Below are 17033 nucleotides of genomic sequence, written 5' to 3'. Positions count from 1 at the left end.
TGAATACCACTAATGAAGATGCTATTTTTTTAACTATTAATTAGCAAGTTAATAGTTCCGTGCAGGGAGCGCAGATTGAAAAAAACCCCTTTGTATGCGGCGATACTGGCACTGTCATTACCTTATGCTGCTTTTCCGTTAGGCATGGGCGACATGATGGTGGACTCTTCGTTGAATCAACCCTTCAAAGCGGAAATTTATCTGATTGATGTGGACGTTCCTCTGCCTGGTATCAAAGCCAGTGTGGCAGCGTTGGAGGATTTTGAGCGAATCGGACTGGATCGCAATCCTGTTTTATCCCTTTTAAAACTCACGGTAAAAAAGAATAAAAACGGCAAGCCGGTTATTTCCATAACCTCCAGTGAACGAATCGATGATCCTTATCTGGAAATTCTGGTTGATCTTGCCTGGTCAAACGGACAACTCTACCGCGCCTACACCGTTCTTCTCGATCCCCCGGATTATAAGCTAAGCGGCCCTGCCAGGGCGACCGGTACCGCGGTGCGAATCAAATCAGGCGGTGCTTATGAAAAACAACGCGGCGTCGTCAGTAAACCACTCTATGCCCATGTGATTGATCAGCAGGCCGAGGAGGTTAAAAGCCGCAAGAAGGCTACATACGGCCCGACCCTGGCCAATGAGAATATATGGCAAATAGCCCAGCGCTATACCACGCCGGGTACGTCTATTCAGCAGGTAATACTCGCCATTGTGGGTACCAATTCACAGGCGTTTACCCAAGGTAACCTGAATGGTTTGAAGAGCGGCGAGCATTTACTCATTCCATCCAGCGAGGAAGTCAGTAAAGTTCCCGCCGAGCTGGCTATCAAGGAAGTGGAAGCCCATGATGTGGCATGGCAAACCAAAACGGAAATCAGGCATGTTCTGTTGCCCCCTTATATTAATGGGGAAAAAGGTATGTCGCAATTTGCCAAAAAACCGAAACCGGCAGGTGAGGCGACACAAGCTTTTTCTTCCTCTATTCCACAGGCTCCTGTTTTCAATGAGGAAAAACCTGAATTACAGGAAAAGCCTGAATTACAGGAAAAACCCGTATCGAATAATGCCTTTACCAGCATTTTTTCTTCCGCCAACGAATTCCTGTCAGGTAGCGAAGACAGTAAAAAGCCTACCTCCACTGCGGATGAACCGGTCAAACAACAGAGGAAGATCAAAGCGCAAATCGATATTACAACCGCGGCCATAGATTCGGTACAAATGGATAACTCACAATTGAAGGAACAATTAAAAACATTGCAGGAAAACAATAATCTACTGCAGCAGAAAATGGAGGCGCGTGACAAGGATATCCAGCAACTGCGTGAACAAATTCGCATGATTCTTAAAAAACGCCAGGCGATAGCGGCACAAACCAGTTCGCAACCCCTCGAGGAAGAATCATCGTATCTGTGGCTTTATGTACTGTTGATCCTGGTTGCGGCAGGATCCGGTGGCTTTGTGTATTGGCGGTTCTTTCTACAACAGGATAAAAAACCTGATCAAAATAACGGCGACTCAATACCAGCACCAGCACCGAATTTGCCTGTCAAACCGACAGAGGAAACGGATAAAGAGGAAGGCGCCCATGTTGAAATTACCGGTTATCCCGAATCGGAGAAGAGTAACGTACTTTCCACAGAGGATAGCGAGCATGCGAAGCAAGAGGAGGTTTTAAAAGCGAAGACGTCCTCGACACTACCCCCATTAGAAACATTGCTGACATCATCGGAGTTGGCCGGAGAAGATGAATTACCCATTCCTCGTAAAGACAAACAGGAACCTGCTTCCGATGTTTCCGAAGAACCGGTTTCAGTATTATCCGGACAAAGGACTGCGGGGGAGGAAAAGACCGGGGAAAACAATGAGGAGGGCCATGTCGGTTCCGATGCGGATAATGAAGAAGAGGTTTCCGATGAGAGGAAGCAAACTTACAAACGACCATTGAGCGACCTTGCCAAGACCAATTCCCTTCCGCCTGAAAAAGATCCTCTGGCTGGCGAATTGAGGGACGAAGATTTTGAGATTGTGGAAAATAAAACCGAACTGACCGTAACAGATCAGCAGGATACAGCCCCGGCCGAAGAAAAACCTGAGGATTATGTTCTTGATTTTGAACCCAGCCTCAATGAAATCGTCGAGCAGAACAAGCAAGGCAAAAAAACAGCGCCTCCGGTTAGCCAGGAAGATGATAAAGGTCTTGAATTTGTAACCGGTTCCGAGTCTGGTGCTGACAAGGTTGATAAGGGTATTGCCGAGGGGAAATCCGAAAAATCGGAGGAGGAAAAGTCGCAGACGTCCGGTGATAACGCCCTGTCGTTTGACAGTAACGCGAAACCTGATGAAGCGAGTGATAATAGTGTGCCGCATGTGAGCGACACCAAGCCTGATGAAAAAGACGATAACGCGCTTGCCTTTGAACCGGATGCCGGATCGGATGAAAAAAATGGTACTTCCCTGCAGAAGAAAGAGGAAATCAGGCCAGCGGAATCCGATGATCATGTACTGGAATATGAACTGGAGTTGGATACGTTACCCGGCGAGCCCCAAGAAAAGCCGGCTGAATCAGAGATGGAGACCAAGGGTAAAAAACCTGCGAAAACGACAAGGGATATCGAGCCGGATAAGGATTTGGCATTGGAATTATCGTTACAGGAAGAAAGCCTGAGTGATGAGTCGACGAAAGAAATAGAAGATATGCTGAAAGAGAATACGGAGACAGGCGAGAAAATGGATGATGATTCAACACCGGCAAGTCCGGCGGCAGAGATACCTGAGTCCGTCCAATTTGAGGATTTGGTGGAACTCGACGAAAAGCCCGAAGCCGTTCAAAACGATGATGATCAAAAAGATCACAAAAAGAAAAGCGTAAAAAAGGATCGCGTTGAATCGGAATCGGATTTGCCATCCGGGATTGAAGACAAGTCGGGAAGAAAACTGGTGAAGAGCAAACAGGCGCTTGATACACTGCTTGCCTTGGCTAAAACCTATATCGGTATGGAGGACTTCGATTCCGCGCGGCAATCACTGGAGGAAGTCGTAACATTCGGTAATAAAAAACAGCAAAAAGAGGCACAGGCATTGCTGGATGAATTGCATAAAAAATAGAGTCGGTACCACGGACAAAAGCCGTTGTTCCGTCGTTTTCCGGGTGCCTGCCCAAACTGTTTTCAGAACTGGACAAACGCAATCCGGTGTTATACAGTCTGCGTTTTAGGCAGGAAAAGCACATGCGTATTGCCTTAGGGGTCGAATACGATGGTAGCCAATATCATGGCTGGCAAGAGCAGCCGGGTCTTCATACCATTCAACAAAGAATTGAATCCGCACTCGGTCGTGTGGCAGATACCCCAATCAGCGTAGTTTGTGCCGGCAGAACCGATACGGGCGTCCACGCAACCAATCAGGTTATCCATTTTGACTGCGACAAGGAACGGTCAACCCGATCCTGGATTCATGGTGCCAATTCCTATTTACCAAAAGACGTCTGTATCAAGTGGGGACGGGAAATGCCCGGCGATTTTAACGCTCGCTATTCGGCTCTGTCACGTCGTTACCGCTATATTATCTATAACGCCTCAATAAGGCCGGCGTTGTTACGCTGCAATGTGACCTGGCAATACCGATTGCTTGATCATCGCGCCATGGCTGCGGCGGGGAAATGTCTCCTTGGCGAGAATGATTTTACGTCATTTCGATCCGTGGAGTGCCAGTCCAACACGCCCATGCGCAACGTCCATAACTTACAGGTCAATCGTTTTGGTGATTTGATTGTGATTGACATAACGGCCAACGCGTTTCTTCACCATATGGTGCGCAATATTGCCGGTGTGTTGATAGCGGTTGGCTCCGGTAAAAAACCGGTTGAGTGGGTGGCTGAAGTGCTTCAGGCCAAAGATCGAAAGTTAGGTGCCGAGACAGCGCCTCCCTATGGCCTGTACCTGGTTGCGGTGCATTATCCCAAAGAGTTTGGCGTCATTCAGATGCCGCCGGGTCCCTTGTTTCTTGGGGAGCGGTGAGAATGGTACGGGTAAAAATGTGTGGTATGACACGCCGTGAAGACATCGAGTATGCCCATCGCCTGGGGGTTGATGCCGTCGGGTTTATATTTCATCAGTCAAGCCCCCGTTTTGTTACCATAGAGCGGGTGAAGTCGTTGCTGGCATCGGTACCGGTTTTCATGGACACGGTAGCGGTACTCGTTAATCCGGACGCTGCGTTTGTCACGCGGATTTTGCAGGAGCTGCCTGTATCATGGCTGCAATTTCATGGTGAGGAATCACCGGCGTTTTGCGAGCAATTCCGATGTCCGTATATTAAAGCGGTGCCCGCCTTATCGTCCGGCGTTATCAATGAGGCGATGGATAATTATCGAAGTGCTACGGCTATTTTGATCGATACGCCATGTGAGGCACGCGGTGGTAGCGGGCAACCATTTGCATGGGAAATAATTCCTGAACAGAGAAGCAAGCCTCTTATGTTGGCGGGGGGACTGGATGCGTCCAATGTCAGGCAGGCCATTGCAGCCTGCCATCCGGAGGTTGTGGATGTATGTAGCGGTGTGGAATTATCACCGGGTATTAAAAGTCATGAAAAAATGAATTTATTTGTTCAGGCTTTAAAAGATTACCGCAGTTGTAAAGGCAGTTAACCGGTACCATGGTGGCTTGGATACGTTAATTAGAACTCGCTATTCGCCTCGTTCAAACGTAAAATGACACACCATCGTCCACAATTTTACGCCAAAAATGAATACTCAACAGAGCCTGGGAGACAGAAGATGAGCAGTTACGATCTTCCCGATGAACGGGGCCATTTTGGGCCTTATGGCGGAATTTTTGTCGCCGATACCTTGATGGAAGCCTTGCAACAATTACAGCAGGCTTATGAACGATATAGCCGGGATCCCGAATTTCTGGCCGAGCTGGCTCTGGAATTAAAGGATTATGTCGGACGCGCGACGCCGCTATATTATGCCAGACGGCTCAGTGAACAGACCGGCGGTGCCCGGATTTACCTGAAGCGTGAAGACTTGAACCATACCGGCGCGCATAAAATTAATAATACGGTCGGACAAGCCTTGCTGGCCAGCCGCATGAACAAAACCAGAATTATCGCCGAAACAGGCGCGGGGCAGCACGGTGTCGCATCCGCGACGGTAGCGGCCAAACTGGGGCTGGAATGTGTCGTTTATATGGGTGAGGAAGATATCAAACGTCAGGCCAGCAACGTTTATCGTATGAAACTCCTGGGTGCAAGGGTGGTGCCGGTTACGGCTGGTTCCAGAACGCTAAAAGACGCCTTGAATGAAGCCATGCGTGACTGGGTTACCAATGTAGATAATACGTTTTATATTATCGGTACGGTCGCCGGACCGCATCCCTATCCTAAAATGGTCAGGGATTTTCAAGCGATTATAGGGCAGGAAGCGCGTGCTCAAATGCTTGAGAAAACCGGGCAGTTACCGGATGCGCTGGTCGCTTGCGTCGGAGGAGGTTCGAACGCCATTGGCCTTTTTTATCCTTTCCTGAAGGATGATTCCGTGGCCATGTACGGCGTGGAAGCGGCCGGAAGAGGGATAGAGAGCGGTGAGCACGCGGCATCCCTGATAGCCGGAAAGCCCGGCGTACTGCACGGGAACCGGACGTATCTGCTGGCCGATGAATATGGGCAAATTAAAGACACCTACTCCGTTTCAGCCGGTCTTGACTACCCGGGTGTTGGTCCGGAACATGCCTATCTGAAAGACACCGGACGGGTTGAGTACGTTCCGATTAATGATCAGGAGGCACTGGACGCGTTTCGTACCCTGACCAGGGTTGAAGGGATTATTCCGGCTCTGGAGTCCAGTCATGCGATAGCCTATGCCATGAAGCTGGCCAAAACCATGACGCCGTCACAACGTATTATTGTTAACTTGTCCGGAAGAGGCGACAAGGACATGCAGACCATAGCCCATATTGATGGTTTGACGTTATAACGTTCAGGAAAAATAGTTTATGAATCGAATTGACGCGACACTGGCACGATTACAGAGCAGTAACCGAAAAATGTTAAGCCCCTACATTACGGCAGGTGATCCGACGGCAGACAGCACGGTGAGTCTGATGCACGCGCTGGTTAAGGCCGGTGCCGATGTTCTGGAAATCGGCATCCCCTTTTCCGATCCCATGGCCGAAGGGCCTGTGATTCAGGCGGCCATGGAACGTGCCTTGCAACAGGGCATAACCCCGGATCATGTCCTGGACATGATTGCCGCCTTTCGTGAGCAGGACAAGCAAACGCCCGTGATTTTGATGGGGTATCTGAATCCGGTGGAAGCCTATGGATATCGCCGTTTTGCCGAAAAGGCGAGAAAAGCCGGTGTGGACGGCACGATCCTGGTCGATTTGCCACCGGAGGAAAGTGAGGAAACGGCGGCCATCTGGCAAGAGGAAGGGCTGCATAATATTTATCTTTGTTCCCCCACCACCAGCGACAAACGCATGGATTTGATCAATCGTTACGGTGGTGGTTACCTGTATTATGTGTCTTTGAAAGGGGTTACCGGAGCCGGCAGTTTTCAACTGGAGGATGTTAAAACGCAATACCAGCACCGTAAATCACAGACCTCATTGCCTTTAATGGTTGGTTTTGGTATTAAAACACCCGATATGGCAGCCCGGGTAGCCGACTTTGCGGATGGGGTGATAGTAGGGGCGGCGCTTATCGACCGGATGTTCGAGTCTTACGGTCAGCAAGGTGATTTTATTGCAGAGGGGGCGGCGTTAATAGGTGACATGCGGCGAGCGATGGATCATCAGTAACGGATAAAATTATGACAGAAAGCAGTGAAAAAAGAGCACATTTTGTTAGACAAATGATTAGTGAGGATCTGGCCGGCGGTAAACATAAAAAGGTGATTACCCGTTTTCCCCCGGAACCGAACGGCTATTTGCATATAGGGCATGCGAAATCCATTTGTTTGAATTTTGGATTGGCCGAGGAATTTGGCGGGCGTTGTTACTTACGGTTTGACGACACAAATCCCATCAAGGAAGAGGAAGAATTTGTCAACGCGATCATCGAGGATGTGCGTTGGCTCGGGTTTGAATGGTGCGCCATGACGCATTCCTCCGATTACTATCAGCAGTTGTATGATTACGCCATACTTCTCATCAGGGAAGGCAAGGCGTACGTGGATAGTCTTGGTATGGAGGAAATCAGGGCATACCGCGGCACGTTACAGGAACCGGGCAAGGACAGCCCTTATCGTGACCGTCCGGTTGAGGAAAATCTTGATTTGTTTCAACGCATGAAACAAGGGGAATTTGCGGATGGGGCGCACGTCTTGCGTGCCCGTATCGATATGAAATCCGGCAATATCAATATGCGGGATCCCGTGTTGTATCGCATCCGTCACGCCGAGCATCAACGCACCGGCAACACGTGGTGTATTTATCCCATGTATGATTACGCGCATCCTCTGTCCGATGCGCTGGAACATATTACCCATTCCCTTTGTACACTTGAATTTCAGGATCATCGCCCGTTGTATGACTGGCTGATTGATAATTTGCCCGTTCCTGCCAAACCCGAGCAAACCGAATTTGCCAGACTTAATCTGTCGCACGCGATAACGAGCAAGCGCAAGCTGAGGTTTTTAGTCGAGCAAGGTATTGTCGACGGTTGGGATGATCCTCGCCTGCCTACATTGCGAGGTATGCGCAAACGAGGCTATCCGCCGGCGGCTATCCGGCAATTTTGCGAGGTGATCGGTTTGTCGCGCAGCGATTCCGTCATTGATATGTCGGTTCTGGAAGAATGTGTCCGCGATGAACTCAATAAAACAGCGAAGCGAGCGCTTTGCGTGCTGGATCCCGTCAAGGTTATTATTGAAAATTACCCGGAAAACGAGGTCGAGGAATTATCGGCCCCGTTTCATCAGAAAGATCCGCAGGCAGGGGTACGGATATTACCGTTCACCCGGGAAATTTATATCGAACGTTCGGATTTTATGGAAAATCCGCCCAAGGGTTATTTTCGTCTGTCGCCGGGCAAGGAAGTGCGTTTAAGGCATGCCTATGTGATTCGGGCCAATAGAGTCGTACATGACGACAACGGCCGGATCAGTGAAATTTATTGTACCTATGATAAAGACACGCTAGGTAAAAACCCCGAGGATAGAAAAGTCAAAGGGGTTATCCACTGGGTATCCTGTCTGCACGCGTATCCGGTTACCATTTATCAGTACGATCGGTTGTTTCATGACTCCAATCCGGCTCGTGAAGAGGATTTTCTCAAGTTTCTCAATGAAGATTCCCTGCAAACCGGCCAAGCGCTTTGTGAGCCGGCCATGGCTAATCAGGCTCTCCATGACGTGTTCCAGTTTGAGCGTCTTGGATATTATTGTGTTAACTCGGTTGCGAATAATCAGATCCGGGCGTTTCATCGTGTGGTGAGTTTAAAAGACACCTGGAGTAAAACAAGCTAAGGGGCAGGCATGTTGCATTTATATAATTCCTTAACACGTAAAAAAGAGGTTTTTAAGCCGATTAAACCCGGAAAAATCGGACTTTACGCCTGTGGGGTGACGGTTTATGACCGGTGTCATCTTGGCCATGCCCGTTCCATGGTGTCTTTTGACGTGATAGTCCGTTTTTTACGCTCGCAGGGTTATGATGTGACGTATGTCCGGAATATCACGGATATTGATGATAAAATCATTGTGCGTGCCAATGAGCGTCAGCAGCCCATTGAAGAATTGACGGATCATTACATCAACGTCATGCACGAGGATGCGAGCGCGTTGCGAATTCTCCCGCCTGATCTCGAGCCACGCGCCACAGGCCATATTGATTCCATCATCAAGCTCATCGAACGCCTGCTCCGCAACGAATACGCTTACATCAGCGAGAATGGCGACGTGTGCTTTGAGGTGGAACGGTTTAAGGATTACGGAAAATTGTCCAACAAGGATCCGGACAGCTTAATCGCCGGAGCCCGAGTCGAGGTGGTTAGAGAAAAGCGTTCGCCTCTTGATTTTGTGTTGTGGAAGCGAGCCAAGCCGGGTGAGCCGAGCTGGCCTTCGCCATGGGGAGAGGGACGGCCTGGCTGGCATATTGAATGTTCGGCTATGTCGATGGAAGAGTTAGGCGAGCAATTTGATATTCATGGCGGTGGCCTGGATTTGCAGTTTCCCCACCATGAAAATGAAATCGCACAGAGCGAGGCGGCCAGCGGCAAACCGTTTGCCAATTACTGGATTCATGTCGGGCTGTTACAGGTTAATAATGAAAAAATGGCCAAATCAACGGGGAATTTTTTAACCATCGAGGATGTTTTGAAAAAGCATCATCCCGAGGTTATCCGTTATTTTCTGTTAAGCAGCCACTATCGCAGCCCGCTGAACTATTCGGAAGAAAATCTCCATAATGCCGCCAGGGCGTTAACCCGTCTCTATCAAAGCATCAAGGATATTCCGTCCGTTGATTCCTCCCAGCCCCTGGCTGAGCGCTGGGTGGCGGAATTTAATGATGCCATGAACGATGATTTTAACACGCCGGTCGCCTTGTCGGTTCTGTTTCAATTGAGTCATGAAGTCAACAAAAGCAATGATCCGGAACTAGGCCAGACATTGCATCATCTGGGCGGGATTCTGGGCATACTGCAATCGTCACCGGAGCAGTTTCTGAAGTCGGGGTTGAACGACGAGGAACGTCTTGATATAGAGCGCCTCATCGAGGAGCGCCTGCAAGCCCGTCGTGATAAAAACTGGGCGCGTGCCGATGAAATCCGGGATCTCCTGACAAAATCCGGCATCGAGCTGGAAGACGGGGCAAAAGGCACCACCTGGCGTAAAGTAATGGATTAAAAGTAGTTCGTGTGCAATGCGGGGAGAGAGGCGTGAATTTGGCGTATTTCCCCGCATTACGCTTTGCTTCATGCGGGCTACCCTCAGCTTATTTTTTGCGCCGAACTTCAGGGTTTGAACGAAGAATCCTCGTGTGGTTGCTCCTGTTCAAGTTCTTCGGAATTTTCCAGTTTGGATTTTAAATCATTAAGATTTGAAATCAACGTTCTCTGGCGTTCATAACGTTTTTCATCTTTACTTTGTAATAATTGTTCATTTCCTGTAAGGAATCGAACAACTCGAACAAAAAAATTAACCTGTGGTTTGGATGGGCTGGTCTGTAGAGCATTCTCAGCACCATCTAGAAAAATTTTTACAGCCTTATCGTATTGCTCTGTTGCCTTATTATGTTTTGTTTCTACTGGTAAGTCTACAATATCTTCATTGTGTGGATCTAACCAATATAGAGCCGTATCAAGATTTGAATTAATTACGTCTGAACTGGGGATATTTATTTTTTGTTCTGTTGCTTCATTCATTAGTGCTTTAAAATTCAGTAAAATTTTGTGTAAATCAACTAAGTCCATTTTTTTCTTTTCATCAGCCAATCCCTTCAAGGAAATATCTTTGGCGAGGTTTTCCATGGAGGGGAGAAAAGAGTTAAATGCTTCTACTTTTAAATGTTCATCCTCAATTTTATCCAAAACTCTTTGTCCATAGCTTAACATGGATGCTTTTACAAACTGCATGGCAACTTCTTCCGAATTGCCATTCACTTCAGGGCTTTCTAAAATAGCGTGATAGTTTTCTTCACCTATAGCTTCAATAATCCTGTCATTAAGACCTGAATGCTCATCGTTTAGTAAAACGGGTAAAATTTCGTCTATATATTCCTGCATATACGCTCTTAATCCGTTAGGTTTACTGCTAATTTCCTTTATTTCCTCGTAGGATAATACCGGAAAGTCAAATGCGTCCAGTATTCTGGATAATTTTCCAAGAGTGCTTTTAGCCTCCTGTATTATTTTACCCGGTTGATTTTTCTCACCCTCAGGATTATGTTCTTGAGTTAAATAATTGAATATATTTTCTTCAAAATATTTACCGTATTTAATTATTCCTTCATCTTCTTTAGAATGATAACGTTCATGTAATCTTTGCCATTTGTTTTTAGACATGATAATTAAAATAAAATCAAGTTGTTTTTATTTTAGCAAAAAAAAGGCGTAAAGGAAATCTGTAAAATGAATGGATATATAGGCGCCAGGGGCTCAACCTCCAATCTGATTAGGATGAATGGTCAAAAAACCCTGGATTCGCAGACATTGAATGACTTAAAATAATACATTAATTGTTTTTTTATCTATATATAAATAAATAGATAAAAAAGGAGCCCTTCGGCCGTATTGCGGGTTCCATGTGCCAATATTGCAGGTGAGCGCCTAATAAGTGAACGTTTTCCCGCATTTCAGTTTCGCCTTCATGGCGGGCTACAGGAAACTATATGATCAGAATCTTTTGAGGAAGAGGGATCAGGATTTTCAAATTCTCATTTTAAGGGTATTTCATAGCGTATTCGCTCTTTTACGTTACAAATTCTCACTATAATAAGAAATTTTTGCAAAATAATCTAAATTCGCAATTATTCTCATTACAGTGAGAATTATTGGGTTCGGTTTATGAATAAAAATATTATTAATAGCGTAGAAGAATTAGCGGAAGTACTTAAAATAAAGCGGCACCAGTTGAAAATAACCCAAAAATCGCTGGCTGCCTTTTGTAATCTTTCTCATAATGGTATTAGTCGTATAGAGCTGGGCCAAACCGACGTTCAGCTATCAACAATCTTGAAGATGTCTAAAGTTTTGGGCTTTAAAGTTATACTTGAGATGGAGCCATGAAATCTCTTTATGTTTTTTACGAAAATCAAGGTGGTGCACAGATTGCATCAACAAGATTTTTGCCAGGCGCAAGGAGTCGTGAGTGAAGCAAAGTATGAGTTTAAAGACGGACCGAGTATCAAAAACAATTACGAATTATTACTTAATAATGTCACAGCAACCAAACGTATTCATGCCTTACAGGAGTTTTTATCCTGGATAAGTTTTAATCTACTTATTGGAAATAACGACAGCCACTCCAAGAACCTTTCCTTATTGCTGGTTAACAATAAAAACGAACTTGCGCCATTTTATGATCTTCTATGCACAGCGATTTATGAAAGTTTACATAAAGATTTTTCTTTCAGGATAGGAGACCGCTATACTTTTGCCAAAATAGGCTTAAATCAGTTTACTCTTCTTGAAGAGGAGTTAGGTATAAAAAAAGGGGCGTTTACCCAGCGAATGAAAGATACCCGGGAGTTAATTTTAACTCATAAAGATCGCGTCCTGGAGCAAGTAATGGATAAACATCCACAAGCAAAAATTCCTAAACGTATTAGGGCGTGTATTCATTCTGTATCACGGCTAAAACCTGTGCTAATTTGCTCAAATTACAGTTTGAATTCGTCAAATAGGGCTGGCTATTCTCCTCATTCAATCTGCAATTTGCTCTAAATTATCCCAACTTTTAGCTCGCGAAACAGAATGAGGACACGCCCTAGTGCATTGATTGCCAGGCGAGCAAAGGGGCTTCGTCAACAAGGGGGTATGAAAAAATCAAGCTTGAAATTAGACACAATCCAAAAAATGGATGATATGTTGCCGTCCAATTTTAGCTCATTCGGTGCCCTAGGCTCTGTGCACCAATTTGTTTCCGATCGAAAACAAGGCAACTATTGTTGCCCAACAAATAATAATGTCATGTAGCCCGTCATGAAGGCGCAGCCGAAATGCGGGAAAACGTTCCTGATTGGCATATCAAACCCGCAATACGACCGCAGGCCTCCTTACGGGCTACTGCCTTTTCGCAAAAAAATGGTGCGAAGAAAAATTGGTTCACAGAGACCAGGCTCTGTGAACAAAAATTTTCACAGCTGCAAATACGGCTAATTGGCGCCATTATGTCTTTGAATTCGTTAAATAGAGCCAGCTACTCGCCTCATTCAAAGACATAATGGCACTCAATTATCCACATTTTCGCTTTGCGAAAAAACTGGTTCACAGAGCCTAGTGCTGACTGGTTACACGCAGAATTTCCGCCAGTGACGTATCTCCGGCGAGTACCCGTTTAAAACCGTCCTCGCGAATAGACGGATTGGTGGGACGTAAATGATTTTCCAGCGTCTGGATGTTCTCATTGCGATGGATCATGCCGCGCAGGGTTTCATCGATTTCAATCAATTCATAAATCCCGGTGCGGCCTCGGTAGCCTAATTGATTACACTCGGAGCAGCCATGCGGTTCAAAAATGACTGTGCCTGCTTTGGCTTGCGGCAGACCCATTAACTCGCTTTCATCCTTGCGAAGCTCGTGCGGAGTTTTGCAATGGGTGCAGAGGGTTCTGACCAGCCGCTGGGCAATCAATCCGACAATACTGGATGAGAGCAGGAAGGATTCCACGCCCATATCGCGAAGCCTGGTAAGGGCGCCGAGAGCGCTATTGGTGTGCAGGGTGGAAAGTACCAGATGGCCGGTCAAACTGGCCTGTACGGCGATTTCGGCGGTTTCAAGGTCACGGATTTCCCCGATCATGACCACATCCGGATCTTGCCGTAATATCGCCCGCAAGCCTTTGGCAAAGGTCATTTGCACTTTGGTGTTGACCTGGGTCTGGCCAACGCCGGGCAAGTCGTATTCGATAGGGTCTTCGATAGTCAGAATATTACGGCTGACTTCATTTAACTCCGTCAACATGGCATACAGGGAGGTGGTTTTACCGGAGCCCGTGGGGCCAGTAACCAGAAGAATGCCGTGCGGCTGGGCAATCATTTTGCGCATGGCCTTTAACGTATGTTGCGGCATACCCAGCAAACTTAAATTAAGCTGGGCGGCTTCCTTGTCCAGAATCCTTAACACAATCCGTTCGCCGTGATTCGATGGCAGAGTTGAAACCCGCACGTCAATATTATGTCCCCCGATTCTAAGCGCAATGCGCCCATCCTGAGGGATACGTTTTTCGGCGATGTCGAGTCTGGCCATAACCTTGACCCGTGAAATGACCAACGGAGCGATGGCTCGCTGAATTTCCAGAACTTCATGGAGTACGCCATCAATACGGTTTCTGACCAGTACCCGGTTTTCATACGTTTCAATATGAATGTCCGAGGCTTTTTGTTTGATGGCCTGGGTGAACAAGGCGTTGATTAAGCGGATGATCGGCGCGTCGTCCTGATTTTCCAGCAAATCCTCGCTGTTTGGGAGTTGGCCGGCAAACAGGGACAAATCAATATCGTCTTCCATATCGATAGCGGCGTCTAATACGGATGATTTGGATTGATAACATTGTGCCAGGTGTTGCTGGAATTCATTCTCGTTGACTTCCTGTAATATGAAGTCACGTTGCAGCAGGCGTTTTGCTTCGGCAAGTGCCTGTAGCGATGGATTGGACAGGTGATAGAGTATTACGCCCTGATCGGGTTTTTCTATGGCGATAACCCGTTGTGTTTTGGCAAAACTGTAAGGCAGTCTGGGTGTGTTCTCGTTGTTGCTCATGATGTTATTTGGTCATCGTGGCGCCATTCATGGGAGGCCCGCTGAATGGTCTGGGTAGTTCGGCGCTCCGGAGAGCCGGTAATACCGTTTCGTCATTATTTTGTACAAATACTTCCTGGGAATTCAGAAAATCAAGTTGAGTCTGGCGTAAATCATTGTATTTGGTACCGGTAACCAGAAACGAGTCTTTTTGACTTCTTAAAATAATCGGTCGGATAAAGACCATTAAAACCCGTTTGTCGCGGGTACGTATGTTGTGCTGGAAAAGTCGGCCTACACCTGGTATGTCACCGATAATAGGCAGCTTGTTATCATTGTTGGCGAGGCTGTCCTGGGCTAATCCTCCCAATACGACAATATCACCGCTTTCAACGTGTACGGACGTAACGATACTGCTGATGTTAAAGATGGGGTTTTCGGTGTTGATATCCGTTGATGAGTCCAGTGTATCATTGCCCTGATCAATCTGCATCTGAATGCCTTGGCCTCGGGTGATTTGTGGTCTGACATAAAGATGCAGGGCGACATTAACTCGCTCAAAGGTGACGTAAGGGCTGGCTGTGGTGGTTCCTCCGGCGTTGTTCGGATAGGTTGTGCTGGCTACGGAGACCTGTTTACCGACCAGAATTTTAGCCTGACGATTATCCAGCACGACTACCGATGGGGTAGACAGGATGTTAGCCTTGCGCTGTTGAGCCAGGGCATAAATCTGGGCTTGAAAATCATCAATGTTGGTTTGACTGTTAATGATGGCAAACCCGGGGCTGAAGCTGGCCGGATTTCCGGTCTGGTGATTGCTTCCCCATTCAATACCAAGACTGTTGATGTCGTTTTCATTGACTTCCGCGACCAGCGCTTCAATTAACAGTTGGGCCGGTTTGATATCAAGCTGGCTGATGACGGATTTCAGTATTCGGATCAGTGTTGCCGGTGCGTTGATAATAATTGAGTTGGTGTTAGGCTCCGCGATGATTTGTACCGTCGGTTTGGTACTGCCTTCGTTTTGTGTCGTGGCGCCGGTTGTGTTCGGGGTCGCACCCTGCGACGTCTGGCCCGTAGCCGCTGGTGTTGTCTGATTGCCGCTCTGGCCGGTAGATGTTGACGAGGTCCCATTGGCCAGACTGGATGCGGGATTTGTACTGTCCAGTTCGGGACGGGTGATGGTACCGATGGTTGTGCCGACTGTGCCGCTGAAGTTTGCCTGGGCAACGCCAGCCAGGATAGGCACCAGATCCTGGGCTCGCAAATAATTCAGATAGACCACCTGGGTGTTGCTGTTTGCACCATTGGAGCTTTCCCTGTCCAGTCTGGAAATGATTAAACGAAGTCTGATGCGCTCGGTTCGGCTTCCGCTAAGTAATATGGAGTTGCTGCGGTCGTCGGCAGCCAGGGTGGTAGGCGTCCGGCCTCCCGAGCCAGGCTGTGTTTTGACCAGATCTTTCAAGGTGTTGGCGACGTCCATAGCCAGGGTATGTTGCAGCGGAACAATATCAATGCCGTTCGCCGAGGAGCTGTCCACCTGTTTGATGATGCTGGCCAGACTTTTGATGTTACTGGCCCGGCCCGATAATATCAGCATGTTGGATGGTATGTAGGCTGAAATGCTGCTCCATTGCGGCATAAGCGGCCTTAGCACCGGAACCAGTTGCTCGGCGGGAACGTATTGTACCGGAATGACTTCCACCAGCATATCGTCGCCTTGCGGCGGATTTCGCATCTGGCTTAACAAATCGGAGGAGACGGTTTTGGCGTCAATATTTGGTACGATTTTGATGGCATCGCCCGATGGAATCGCCGCGTATCCCGATATTTGCAGCATGGAAAGAAAAACCTGATACAGTTCCTTGTCAGACATTGGTTTGCTGGAGATGATGGAAATTTTACCCTGTACCCTCGGATCAATAATAAAATTTTTGCCGGTGACTCGCGATACCTCTGCAATGACCGCTCGAATATCCGCGTTGCGCAGGTTCCATAATTTTTTTCGCGTCCCGGGTTTCGTTGCTTTTTCAGCCGGTTTCGGTTGAGCGGGCGGTGGGGATTCCGTTTCACTGTTTAGCAGTTGTTTGATATTTAAAGCAACCTGGTAGTCCTCGACCGGACCAATTTTAACGGTAAAACCGCTTTTATCCTGGCTGCGCACAATAGCGACGGGTTGTTTTAAGGTCGAGGACAGCTTTAGTTTATGCTGCAGGGCGTTATTTTCATTGGCAAAATGCCCGACTTCAAGTTCATAGACTTGTTTGCCGTCCAGCATAATGGTTTTGATATTTACTGCCGCTGTGACTTTAAATGCCGTGCAACACAAAATCAGTAATAAAAATGCAATCTTACCCATCAAACAACCATGAAATCATCAATTAGGACATCATAACCAAATTTGAAAGGATGCAATAGGTTTTTTGGAAATTTGCGATATGGAAGTATAAACGGAAAGCAATTGGTATGAAATGGTGGCTATGGGTGGACTTGAACCACCGACCTCAGCATTATGAGTGCCGCGCTCTGACCAACTGAGCTACATAGCCACAAGAGGCCGTGATTTTGTCGTTTAACACGAATGATGTCAATACTTCATGGGCGATTTTTTTTATGAATGTACCGCTTCC

12 protein-coding genes and 1 tRNA gene are annotated in these 17033 nt (G+C 47.3%); 9 read left to right on the top strand and 4 right to left on the bottom strand.

Going from position 1 to position 17033, the window contains the following annotated elements; all coding sequences use genetic code 11:
- The first annotated feature begins 75 nt into the window (after nucleotides 1-75).
- The 7 genes from CKW05_RS08835 (at nucleotide 76) to cysS (ending at nucleotide 9850) form a co-directional block, all read left to right on the top strand.
- Nucleotides 76-3105: a FimV/HubP family polar landmark protein gene (locus CKW05_RS08835; RefSeq protein ID WP_058484185.1), complete on the top strand. Its 3030-nt coding sequence runs from the start codon at nucleotides 76-78 to the stop codon at nucleotides 3103-3105.
- Between the two features lie 122 nt (nucleotides 3106-3227).
- A complete protein-coding gene (truA, locus tag CKW05_RS08830; RefSeq protein WP_058484186.1) occupies nucleotides 3228-4016 on the top strand; it encodes a tRNA pseudouridine(38-40) synthase TruA in 789 nt (262 codons plus the stop codon).
- A gap of 2 nt (nucleotides 4017-4018) precedes the next feature.
- The gene (locus CKW05_RS08825) at nucleotides 4019-4648 is read left to right on the top strand and encodes a phosphoribosylanthranilate isomerase (RefSeq protein WP_231950422.1); all 630 of its coding nucleotides are present in this window, start codon (nucleotides 4019-4021) and stop codon (nucleotides 4646-4648) included.
- 129 nt (nucleotides 4649-4777) lie between these two features.
- Nucleotides 4778-5977 (top strand): tryptophan synthase subunit beta, encoded by a 1200-nt coding sequence (trpB, locus tag CKW05_RS08820; protein WP_058484187.1) that lies wholly within the window; start codon nucleotides 4778-4780, stop codon nucleotides 5975-5977.
- 19 nt (nucleotides 5978-5996) lie between these two features.
- Nucleotides 5997-6803 (top strand): tryptophan synthase subunit alpha, encoded by an 807-nt coding sequence (gene trpA / locus CKW05_RS08815; protein WP_058484188.1) that lies wholly within the window; start codon nucleotides 5997-5999, stop codon nucleotides 6801-6803.
- Nucleotides 6804-6814: 11 nt separating this feature from the next.
- A complete protein-coding gene (locus CKW05_RS08810; protein WP_058484189.1) occupies nucleotides 6815-8470 on the top strand; it encodes a glutamine--tRNA ligase/YqeY domain fusion protein in 1656 nt (551 codons plus the stop codon).
- 9 nt (nucleotides 8471-8479) lie between these two features.
- Nucleotides 8480-9850 carry a cysteine--tRNA ligase gene (gene cysS / locus CKW05_RS08805; RefSeq protein ID WP_058484190.1) on the top strand — a complete coding sequence of 457 codons (1371 nt, stop codon included), beginning with the start codon at nucleotides 8480-8482 and terminating at the stop codon, nucleotides 9848-9850.
- A gap of 107 nt (nucleotides 9851-9957) precedes the next feature.
- On the opposite strand, the gene CKW05_RS08800 is transcribed toward cysS, so the two are convergent.
- A complete protein-coding gene (locus CKW05_RS08800; protein WP_058484191.1) occupies nucleotides 9958-11007 on the bottom strand; it encodes a hypothetical protein in 1050 nt (349 codons plus the stop codon).
- A gap of 501 nt (nucleotides 11008-11508) precedes the next feature.
- On the opposite strand from CKW05_RS08800, the gene CKW05_RS08795 reads away from it, so the two are divergent.
- Both CKW05_RS08795 and CKW05_RS08790 read left to right on the top strand, forming a co-directional pair.
- Nucleotides 11509-11730: a helix-turn-helix domain-containing protein gene (locus CKW05_RS08795; RefSeq protein ID WP_058484192.1), complete on the top strand. Its 222-nt coding sequence runs from the start codon at nucleotides 11509-11511 to the stop codon at nucleotides 11728-11730.
- A gap of 9 nt (nucleotides 11731-11739) precedes the next feature.
- A complete protein-coding gene (locus CKW05_RS08790; protein ID WP_058484193.1) occupies nucleotides 11740-12387 on the top strand; it encodes a HipA domain-containing protein in 648 nt (215 codons plus the stop codon).
- Between the two features lie 552 nt (nucleotides 12388-12939).
- On the opposite strand, the gene lspE is transcribed toward CKW05_RS08790, so the two are convergent.
- The 3 genes from lspE to CKW05_RS08770 all read right to left on the bottom strand — a co-directional run bounded on the left by lspE (nucleotide 12940) and on the right by CKW05_RS08770 (nucleotide 16952).
- A complete protein-coding gene (lspE, locus tag CKW05_RS08780; RefSeq protein WP_058484195.1) occupies nucleotides 12940-14424 on the bottom strand; it encodes a GspE family T2SS ATPase variant LspE in 1485 nt (494 codons plus the stop codon).
- 4 nt (nucleotides 14425-14428) lie between these two features.
- Nucleotides 14429-16762, bottom strand: a complete 2334-nt coding sequence (lspD, locus tag CKW05_RS08775) for a GspD family T2SS secretin variant LspD (protein WP_058484196.1) — start codon at nucleotides 16760-16762, stop codon at nucleotides 14429-14431.
- Nucleotides 16763-16875: 113 nt separating this feature from the next.
- A tRNA-Met gene (locus CKW05_RS08770) sits at nucleotides 16876-16952 on the bottom strand.
- Nucleotides 16953-17033: the final 81 nt, after the last annotated feature.

Origin of the sequence: Legionella spiritensis (assembly GCF_900186965.1) — a bacterium.
Classification (GTDB): Bacteria; Pseudomonadota; Gammaproteobacteria; order Legionellales; family Legionellaceae; genus Legionella_C; species Legionella_C spiritensis.
This window is presented reverse-complemented; position numbering and strand designations above follow the sequence as displayed.

Excerpts from the sequence above, each read along its gene's own strand:
- trpB (WP_058484187.1), top strand. The coding sequence starts at position 4,778 with ATGAGCAGTTACGATCTTCCCGATGAACGGGGCCATTTTGGGCCTTAT.
- lspD (WP_058484196.1), bottom strand. The coding sequence starts at position 16,762 with ATGGGTAAGATTGCATTTTTATTACTGATTTTGTGTTGCACGGCATTT.
- trpA (WP_058484188.1), top strand. The coding sequence starts at position 5,997 with ATGAATCGAATTGACGCGACACTGGCACGATTACAGAGCAGTAACCGA.
- CKW05_RS08810 (WP_058484189.1), top strand. The coding sequence starts at position 6,815 with ATGACAGAAAGCAGTGAAAAAAGAGCACATTTTGTTAGACAAATGATT.
- CKW05_RS08825 (WP_231950422.1), top strand. The coding sequence starts at position 4,019 with ATGGTACGGGTAAAAATGTGTGGTATGACACGCCGTGAAGACATCGAG.
- cysS (WP_058484190.1), top strand. The coding sequence starts at position 8,480 with ATGTTGCATTTATATAATTCCTTAACACGTAAAAAAGAGGTTTTTAAG.
- CKW05_RS08790 (WP_058484193.1), top strand. The coding sequence starts at position 11,740 with ATGTTTTTTACGAAAATCAAGGTGGTGCACAGATTGCATCAACAAGAT.
- CKW05_RS08795 (WP_058484192.1), top strand. The coding sequence starts at position 11,509 with ATGAATAAAAATATTATTAATAGCGTAGAAGAATTAGCGGAAGTACTT.
- CKW05_RS08800 (WP_058484191.1), bottom strand. The coding sequence starts at position 11,007 with ATGTCTAAAAACAAATGGCAAAGATTACATGAACGTTATCATTCTAAA.
- lspE (WP_058484195.1), bottom strand. The coding sequence starts at position 14,424 with ATGAGCAACAACGAGAACACACCCAGACTGCCTTACAGTTTTGCCAAA.
- truA (WP_058484186.1), top strand. The coding sequence starts at position 3,228 with ATGCGTATTGCCTTAGGGGTCGAATACGATGGTAGCCAATATCATGGC.